6 protein-coding genes are annotated in these 6,804 nt (G+C 65.6%); all 6 read right to left on the bottom strand.

What is annotated here, in order from left to right; all coding sequences use genetic code 11:
- A partial coding sequence (locus ABWP09_RS12705) for a PAS domain-containing protein (RefSeq protein ID WP_353205499.1) occupies nucleotides 1–2,918 on the bottom strand: 2,918 nt, incomplete at its 3' end.
- 54 nt (nucleotides 2,919–2,972) lie between these two features.
- A complete protein-coding gene (locus ABWP09_RS12700) occupies nucleotides 2,973–4,205 on the bottom strand; it encodes a threonine synthase (protein ID WP_353205498.1) in 1,233 nt (410 codons plus the stop codon).
- Nucleotides 4,202–4,429 (bottom strand): hypothetical protein, encoded by a 228-nt coding sequence (locus ABWP09_RS12695; RefSeq protein ID WP_353205497.1) that lies wholly within the window; start codon nucleotides 4,427–4,429, stop codon nucleotides 4,202–4,204. The genes ABWP09_RS12700 and ABWP09_RS12695 overlap by 4 nt, the downstream gene beginning before the upstream one ends.
- Before the next feature lie 129 nt (nucleotides 4,430–4,558).
- Nucleotides 4,559–5,119 carry a hypothetical protein gene (locus ABWP09_RS12690; RefSeq protein ID WP_353205496.1) on the bottom strand — a complete coding sequence of 187 codons (561 nt, stop codon included), beginning with the start codon at nucleotides 5,117–5,119 and terminating at the stop codon, nucleotides 4,559–4,561.
- A 2-nt stretch (nucleotides 5,120–5,121) separates the two neighbouring features.
- Complete coding sequence (gene grpE / locus ABWP09_RS12685) at nucleotides 5,122–5,673, bottom strand: nucleotide exchange factor GrpE (protein WP_353205495.1); 552 nt, start codon at nucleotides 5,671–5,673, stop codon at nucleotides 5,122–5,124.
- Nucleotides 5,674–5,690: 17 nt separating this feature from the next.
- Complete coding sequence (hrcA, locus tag ABWP09_RS12680) at nucleotides 5,691–6,734, bottom strand: heat-inducible transcriptional repressor HrcA (protein WP_353205494.1); 1,044 nt, start codon at nucleotides 6,732–6,734, stop codon at nucleotides 5,691–5,693.
- Nucleotides 6,735–6,804: the final 70 nt, after the last annotated feature.

Below are 6,804 nucleotides of genomic sequence, written 5' to 3'. Positions count from 1 at the left end.
AGCGTCTCCATCGCGAACGGCTTGGCGAGCAGCGCCATCCCCGGCTCCAGCGGCCCGTCGCCCACCACAGCATTCTCCGCAAAGCCGGTGATGAACAGCACCGGCAGATCGGCCCGCACTGCGCGCACCGCGTCGGCGACTTGGCGGCCGTTCATCCCGCCGGGCAGCCCGACATCGGTGATCAGCAAATCGACGCGCGGCGCGGCGGCCAGCAGTTCCAATGCCTCCGCCCCCGTCTCCGCCTCAAGCGCGGTATAGCCCAATTCGCTGAGCACTTCGGTCACCAGCATCCGCACGCCGGGCTCGTCATCGACCACGAGCACCGTCTCGCCCGCCCCCGCCGCGACCAGCGTCGTCGCCGTGCCCTCTGCCGCGTCTGCCACCGCCCCATCATGGCGCGGCAGCAACAGGCACATTGTCGTGCCCTCGCCCGGCGTCGAGCGGATCTGGATTTGCCCGCCTGATTGCCGGACAAAGCCATAGATCATCGACAGGCCAAGCCCGGTCCCCTGCCCCATCGGCTTGGTGGTGAAGAAGGGGTCGAACGCGCGTTCGATCACGTCGGCGCTCATCCCCGTTCCCGTGTCGATCACGCACAGCGTGAGATAGGGCCCCGGCGGCAAATCACGCTCGGCCGCGCCCGCTTCGTCGAGCCATTCCTCGCCGGTCGCGATCGTCACGCTGCCGCCCTCGGGCATCGCGTCGCGCGCGTTGATGCACAGGTTGAGCAAGGCATTCTCAAGCTGGTTGCCATCGGCGAGGATCGGCCAGGTGGCAGGATCGACCTGCATTTCCAGCGCAATCCCCGGCCCCAGCGTCCCGCGCAACAGATCCGCCATGCCCGCGATCAGCCGCGCCACGTCGACCGGGCGCGGATCGAGCGGCTGGCGGCGCGAGAAAGCGAGCAGCCGGTGCGTCAGCGCCGCGGCCCGCCCGGCGCAGGTCTGCGCCGCGCCGATATAGCGCGGTACATCATCGATCCGCCCCTGTTTGAGGCGGAGCTGCATCAATTCGAGCGCGCCCGAAATCCCGGTCAGCAAATTGTTGAAATCATGCGCAAGGCCACCGGTAAGCTGCCCGACCGCCTCCATCTTCTGCGATTGCCGCAAGCGTTCTTCGAGCTCGCGCTGGCGGCTGACATCAACCCCGACACCGATCACCTGTTCGAGCGCGCCATGCGCATCGCGCACGACATGGCTGCGGGACAGGATGTGGCGGATCGTCCCGTCGGGCAGGACGATGCGATATTCATTCTCGCTATCCTCGCCGGTTTCACGCGCTTTCGCGATCGCGGCATAGGTGCGCGGCAAGTCCTCGGGATGAATCCGCTGCAGGATCTCCGGCATCGTCCGGCCCGGCCCCGCTTCCTGTGGCGCGAAGCCGTGCAACGCGCCGAACCCCGGGTCGCTGTAGAAGCGATCGGTAGCGGCATCGTAGGTCCATACGCCGACGCCATCCATCGCCTCGAGCACGATCCGCGTGCGTTTTTCCGCGGCGATCAGCGCGGCTTGCTGGCGCCGCTCCTCGGTCACGTCGCGCGCGTTGGTGTACAGCCGGTCATCGAACAGGATCGTCTGCCACGCGAGCGTGCGATAGCTGCCGTCGCGCGTCCGCAACCGTTTCTCGATGCGTCGGGCGATGCCGGGCGCGGCGATCGCCGCCTGCTCCGCCGCAATATCCCCGCGGTCATCGGGATGCCGCAGCCACTGCGTGTCGCGCCCGACGATTTCCGCCGCGCTCCAACCGAGCAGGCGTTCCCACGCCGGATTGACCGCGATCCACACGCCATCATGATCGGCAATGCCGAGCAGATCGTTGCTGACCTCCCACAATTTGTCGCGTTCGGCGGTCCGCGCAGCGACTTCGTCCTGCAAACCGACATTGATCGCCTGGAGCCGCGCGGTCGCGCGCACGCGGGCGACCGCGTCCCAGCTGAGTTCCGCCACTTCCTCGACCAGCGCGATCTCGCCGCGGGTCCAGCCGCGCGGTGTCGCGCTGCTAAGGTAGAAAGCGCCCTGCCATGCGCCGCCGCGCACCAGCGGCACGCTGATTCCGGCGCGCGTGCCGGTCAGATCGAGCGCGGCCTGGTCTGGCGCGCCCGCTTCGTCGGGCGCCGCAAAGACCAGCGTTCCCCCGCTGCGGATCGTGGCGCCGAGCCGCGTGCCGAACACCGCCGACGGCATGGTCCCCGTCAACGGCGGCAAGCGCTCGCTCACCCAGCAGGCACCGTAGCGGAGCAAATCACCCGGCAGCATTTCGAAGAAGCCTGCGCGATCGACGCCGAGATAGTTGCCCACCGCATCGGCGGTCAATTGCATCACATCATCGGGATCGGCCTGCGCGCGCTGGCGTTCGGTCAACGTCAGGATGAACTCGCGTTCGTCCTTCGCGGTGCGCAAAGCGCGCTCGTTGACGACTTGCCCGGTGACGTCGAGGCCCTGGTTGAGGATGCCGTAGGGAACGCCATTTTCATCGAGGATCGGTGAGCTGTTATAGGTCCAGAATGTCTCGGTCGGCACGCCCCCGCGCAGCATCATCAGCCGCTGCGCGACATGCGCCACGCCCCGCCGCGACGCGAGCACGGCGGCGAATTGCGGGCCAAGCACGGGCCAGACATCGGGCCGGACCTCCGCCGCCGGGCGGCCCAGCGCCCAGGGATGGTTTTCCGCCAGCACGGTCCACGCATCGTTGTAGAGCAAGCGAAACTCCGGCCCCCAATAGATCGCGGTCGGGAAGCTGGAATGCAGGCAGTGGCTGACGCTCAGCTTCAAGGCCGCAGGCCAGCGATCGGGCCGGCCCAAGGGATGCCCATCCCAATCGAATGCGCGCAGCAACGCCCCGACCTCGCCGCCGCCGTCCAGAAACCCCATCGCCGTCTCCTGCGACGGTTCTGTCGTGGTGGTCGGATCGGGCGTCATAGGAACATCATCTCGCACTGACCCAACATGCCAGCACCGTCGATGTTCCGCCAGCTACAACGCGGTAAGATCGATTGGCGCAAACCGGTCGAGCGTGGCGTTCGCCTCGGACATCGGATATTTGAGCCCGGTCGCGCAATTGAACAGCACGACGCGCTCCTCCTCATCGACCTCGCCGGTGCGCAGCGCCTCCGTATAGGCCGCCAATGTCGCGCCGCCTTCGGGGCAGAGCAGCAGCCCGTCCTTCCGCGCGCAGTCATCGACCGCCTTGAGGATCGCGGGATCGCCGACGCCGAGCGCCTTGCCGCCGCTTTCCCGCACCGCGCGGAGAATCAGGAAATCGCCGACCGCTCTCGGCACGCGGATGCCGGCGGCGACGGTGGCGGCGTCTTCCCAGCGTTCGGCATGTTCCAGCCCCGCTTCGAACGCGCGGACGATCGGCGCGCAGCCGCTTGCCTGCACGGCGTACATGCGCGGGCGCGCCGGCCCGATCCAGCCGAGTTTCTCGAGTTCGTCGAACGCCTTCCACATGCCGATCATGCCGGTGCCGCCGCCCGTCGGGTAGAAGATCGCATCGGGCAGCTTCCAGCCGAATTGCGCGGCGAGTTCGAGCCCCATCGTCTTCTTGCCCTCGATCCGGTACGGCTCTTTGAGCGTCGAGAAATCGAACCAACGCCCCTCGGCGGCGCCCTTGCCGACGATCGCGCCGCAATCGTCGATCAAGCCGTTGACGCGGTAGACGCGCGCGCCTTGCGCCTGGATTTCGCGGACGTTGATTTCGGGTGTGTCGTCGGGACAGAAGACGATCGTCTCGATCCCGCAGCGCGTCGCATAAGCCGCGAGCGCCGCCCCGGCATTGCCGTTGGTCGGCATCGCAATCTTGGTGACGCCAAGCTCCTTCGCCATCGCGACGGCCATCACCAGCCCGCGCGCCTTGAAGCTGCCGGTCGGCAAGCGGCCCTCATCCTTGACCAGCACATTGCGGCTGCCCGAGGAGCGCGGGATCGGAATCAGCGGCGTTTCGATTTCGCCGAGGCTGACGATGTTCGCCGTATGCCGCACCGGCAGCAGCTCGCGCCAGCGCCACAGATCGGTTTGCCGTGCCGCAATCATCGCCTTGGGGATGGCAGCGCGGATCGCGTCGAGATCGTAGCGCACCAGCAAAGGCCGCCCGACGCGCGACAGGCCGTGAAGCGTGTCGGCGTCGTAGCGCTCGCCCGTCATCGAACATTCGAGATGCGTGACGAAGGTCGCGCGGTCCGTCGTGAGGTTGGAATTGATCGTCATAAACTACTCGCGATCCTCATGAATGCCCAAATTAACAGCCAGACCGTCATGCCGACACCGGCAAAGATCAAGGGCATAAACGCGTATATAAGGGCGACGACGCGCAGGCTGCGCCCGTAACCGGGCAAAAAGAGAAACCATACAAAAACAATCGGCAGCGCGACGAGCCCCAGCATAAACGCCGGATTGACCGCGCGCGGTTTTGCCGAGGCGGCGGTCACCACGTACCGCCAGCCTCCTTGATCGCCTTCAGCAAGGCGCGCTTGCTCTCGGTGCGGCGGTTGCCGGAATTGCGGGGAACTTCCGGTCGTCCGGCTTCCTCGTAACGGCGCGCCATATCTGCCGCGAAATCTTTAAATGGGATGCCCTTCGAGATCCTCGATGGTGTAGTCACCGAACGTCTCCTCCGAAATCCTTCGCGCTAAATATGCGCGATCGGCATTTTTGTGAAGCGACCAAAGCACCCGTGCCTGCCCCAGCATCTCAGGAGCGGTGCCTGATGCGAACTGGCCCATCCGGTCGGCGATCATGTCTTCGACCGAAATGATGCGCGCATCGCCATCCTCGCCCAGATCGATAAGATGCACCCGGTCACGGTCGGCCATGCCATCAAGCAATGTTGACGATACAACCTCAAAACCAAGATTTAGGTCAGGGTGAATCCACCCCTTGGTCGCCATGCCCGGCCCAGATGGCTTAACGAAACCAAGGTCCCGTAACGCCTGTTCGAAGACTTCTTGGCGCGCCGTCGAGACATCGAAGTCGCCGGTCGCGATGCGGCTGGTGGTGTAAAGCTCCACCGCCGCTCCACCAACCAGCACCGGCGCTTCAAACCCGAGCGCGAGCATAGCGTCGCTGACGCGCGCAAACATCCGTAAGGCGGCCTCGAACTCAGGTCGATAGACCGCCGCCACGCTTACCCGGCCGCCTTCGCCACACCCACCAGTGCCGGGCGCAGCAGGCGGTCCTTGATCATATAGCCCGACTGCATTTCCTGCACGATCGTGCCGACCGGCTGATCGCTCGGGATTTCGAACATCGCCTGGTGGAAATTGGGGTCGAGCTTTTCGCCGACCGTCGTCATCTTCTTGATCCCGTGGCGCTGGAACACCGCTTCCATCTCGCGGCCGGTCGCGTCGAGTCCGGCGACAAGGCCCTTCATCTTCTCGTCAGCGCGCAGCTCAGCCGGAATCGCTTCCAGCCCGCGCGCGAGGTTGTCGGCAACCGACAACAGATCGCGCGCAAAGGCGGTCGCGGCATAAGCGCGCGCGTCGGCGGCTTCCTTCTCGGCCCGGCGGCGCATGTTCTGCGCTTCGGCATGGGCATAGAGCAAAGCCGATTTCGCTTCGGCCAGTTCCTCGGCCAGCTTGGCGGTCGCATCGTGCTGCGCGACCTCGGGAGCCTCCGCCGCCGTCTCATCACGCAGGTCTGCGGTGGTGGTGATGTCGATCTTCTCGTCTTCGATCATGTCGTCAAACTATCCTGTTAGCGCATCAGCCGCGCGAGCGTCGCGGCAGTATAATCTACCATGGGCACGACGCGCGCATAGTTCAACCGAGTCGGACCAATCACGCCGACCACACCGACCACGCGACCGTCCAATCCCCGAAACGGTTTGGCGATGACCGACGATCCCGACAGCGAGAATAATTTGTTTTCCGCACCGATGAAGATCCGCGTCGCATCCCCGGCACTGGCATAATCAAGCAGCTGCGCGATTTCCTGCTTGCCCTCCAGATCGTCGAGCAAATCGCGCACGCGTTCCAGATCGGCGGCGGCGGCATCGTCGATCAGCCGCGCTTGCCCGCGCACGATCAGCACCGGGCGACGATCGGTATCCTCGCTCCAGATCGCCAGACCGCGTTCGATCAGCGTCCGCGCCGCGCCGTCGAGCTCGGCGCGTTCGGCGACCAGTTCGCGCTCGATCCGCGCGCGCGCCTCGATCAGGGTCAGCCCGCCGAACATCGCGCTCATATAATTGCCCGCTTCGACCAAGGCGGAGGACGGCAGGCCAAGCGGCAAATCGATCACGCGATTTTCGACCGACCCATCCTCCCCGACCAGCACCGCGAGCGCCTGATTGGTCGATAACGCCACGAAGCTCATCTGGCGCAGCACCAGTTCGCGCTTGGCGACCATCACCATGCCCGCGCATGCCGACAGGCCGGACAGCGCCGCCGTGGTCGCGGCGATGGCGTGTTCGACCGGGCCCGTCTGTACGATTTGTGCGGAAATCGCAGCGCGTTCCTCGGCCGAGGGTTCGAGCGCTTGCATCATCCCGTCGACGAACAGCCTGAGGCCGATATCGGTCGGCATCCGTCCAGCACTGGTATGGGGTGCGGCGAGCAGTCCCAGTTCCTCAAGATCCTGCATCACGTTGCGGATCGAGGCAGGCGAAAGGTTGAGGCCCGACAAATGCGCGATGGTGCGCGACCCGATCGGCGCACCGGTATCGAGATAGCTCTCGACCACTACGCGAAACACGTCGCGCGCGCGGTCGTTCAGTTCGGTGATCGGGGGGAGCGCCATGGCCGGTATATGGGGCTTGTCGAGGCTTGGCTCAACTGCGTGCGGCGACGCGAGGAGAAGGGAGAGAAGA

The sequence above is a fragment of the Sphingomonas sp. genome, assembly GCF_040398505.1.
Taxonomy (GTDB): Bacteria; Pseudomonadota; Alphaproteobacteria; order Sphingomonadales; family Sphingomonadaceae; genus Sphingomonas.
This window is presented reverse-complemented; position numbering and strand designations above follow the sequence as displayed.